Here is a 2,082-nt window from a genome sequence, read left to right on the forward strand (position 1 = left end):
GGCATCGACGCGGTGACGCCGACGAGGACGCGGGACAGCTGGTCGCGTCCCAGGTCGTCCGTGCCGAGCCAGTGGGGGGCGCGGGGGGCGGGGCGGGCGGTGTGGGATTGGGGGGGGGGCGGGGGGGTCGGGGGGGGGGGGGGGCCCTGAGGGCCCGCCCCGAGCAGTCCGGTCTCTGATCAGGCGGACGGGACCTGCTGGGTGATGCAGTGGACCCCGCCGCCACCGAACGCGATGGCGAGCGCCCGCACCCCGACGACCTTGCGGCCGGGGTGCGCCGCGGCGATGACCGCGAGAGCGTCCTCGTCCTGGGGCAGGCCGGCGACCGGGACGACGACGCCGCCGTTGGCCACGTAGTAGTTGAGGTACGACACCTCGATCCGTTCGCCGGCCAGTTCGGCGAACGCGGTCTGCGGGACGTCGACGATCTCGAACGGCCGGCCCTGGGCGTCCGTGGTCGCCTCGAGAACGGCGCGGTTGGCGCGCATCCGCGCGTGGTCGGGGTGCGTCGGGTCGTCGGGCAGGGAGACGACGACCTTGCCGGGAGCGGCGAACGCGCAGACGCCGTCGACGTGCCCGTCCGTCTCCGTGTCGAGGAGACCGCCGTACGGAAGCCAGACGACCTTGCGGACGCCGAGCCGGGACTTCAGCTCCGCCTCGATCTCCGCCCGGCTCATCTCCGGGTTGCGGTTCGGGTGGAGCAGGCACTGCTCGGTGGTGATGAGCGTGCCCTCGCCGTCGACCGTGACGGACCCGCCCTCCAGGATCATGCCGGAGTGGATGCGGTCCACGCCGAGGTGGTCGAGGAGCAGGGCGCCGATCCGGTCGTCGGAGTCGTACGGGTGGTGCTTGCGGCCCCAGGCGTTGAAGCGGAAGTCCACTCCGGCGCGGTTGCCGTCACCGTCGAGCACGAACAGCGGGGCGGAGTCCCGGAACCACGAGTCGTCCTGTGCGATCTCCACGACGGTGACGTCCTGGCCGCACCTCGCACGGGCCTCCTCGCCGTGGCCGGGCGGCGCGACCATGGTCACCGGTTCGAACGCGGCGATGGCCCGGGCGACGTTCGCGTACTCCTCCTTGACGTCGTCCAGCACGCTGCCCCAGAGGTCCTCGCGGACGGGCCAGGCCATCAGGCACCGCTCGTGCTCGGACCATTCGGCGGGCATACGGAATGCGGTCATCACGGGTCTCTCTTCGTTTCGCGGTGTGCACAGCATGGTGATGTTGACTGAAAATTCAGTCAAGACTTCGGTCAAAAGAAAAGGCCTGCCTCCGAGACTTCGACTGCGGTCGATCAAGCTGCCGACGCCGGTGCCGGATCACAGGAAGTACAGGCGGCTGAGCGGGACTTCCTGTGCCGGCTCGGAGCGCACCGGATCCCCGTCGAGTGTCACGAGGCCGCTGCGCGGGTCGACGTCCACCTGCCCTAGCCGTGCGTTGTGCAGCAGGTCGGCCGGGCCGATGCCTCGGGTTCCCCGTACGGCCACGCGCCTGCGCCGCGTGGCCGGCATGCCGTGCAGCCCCCCGGAAAGGCCGGACTCGGCGGCGGCGCGGCTGACGAAGGCGACGGAGAGTTCGGCCGGTGCGGCTCCATGGGCACCGAACAGCGGGCCCAGGACCAGGGGTTCGCACGCGTCCGTGGCGGCGTTCGGGTCGCCGGTGACGCCGTAGGCCGGGAAGCCGGACTTGATGACCATCTGCGGTTTCGCCCCGAAGAACGGCGGTCGCCAGAGCACGAGGTCGGCCATCTTGCCGACCTCGAGGGAGCCGACCTCGTGGGCGAGGCCGTGCGCGATGGCGGGGTTGATGGTGAGTTTGGCGATGTAGCGCAGGACCCGCGCGTTGTCGTCGCCCTCCCCGTCGCCGTCCAGGGGGCCGAGTTCGGCCTTCATCTTCCCGGCCATGGCGAACGTACGGCGGACGGTCTCCCCCGCCCGGCCCATGCCCTGCGCGTCGGAGGACGTGATGCCGATCGCGCCGAGGTCGTGGAGCACGTCCTCGGCGCCCATCGTGCCCGCGCGGATGCGGGCGCGGGCCCTGGCGGCGTCGGCCCGCAGGTGCGGGTTGTGCGCCTGGACCCTC

The 2,082-nt window shown here is 71.8% G+C and carries 2 protein-coding genes; both read right to left on the reverse strand.

Annotated elements, in window-relative coordinates; all coding sequences use genetic code 11:
• Window positions 1-179: 179 nt before the first annotated feature.
• Window positions 180-1,181 (reverse strand): agmatine/peptidylarginine deiminase, encoded by a 1,002-nt coding sequence (locus tag ACFW9D_RS05400; protein ID WP_384618054.1) that lies wholly within the window; start codon window positions 1,179-1,181, stop codon window positions 180-182.
• 138 nt (window positions 1,182-1,319) lie between these two features.
• Window positions 1,320-2,082, reverse strand: a 763-nt coding sequence (locus ACFW9D_RS05405) for an amidohydrolase family protein (protein ID WP_384618057.1), incomplete at its 5' end; no start/stop codon positions are given.

This window comes from Streptomyces sp. NPDC059524 (assembly GCF_042749255.1).
Classification (GTDB): domain Bacteria; phylum Actinomycetota; class Actinomycetes; order Streptomycetales; family Streptomycetaceae; genus Streptomyces; species Streptomyces xanthii.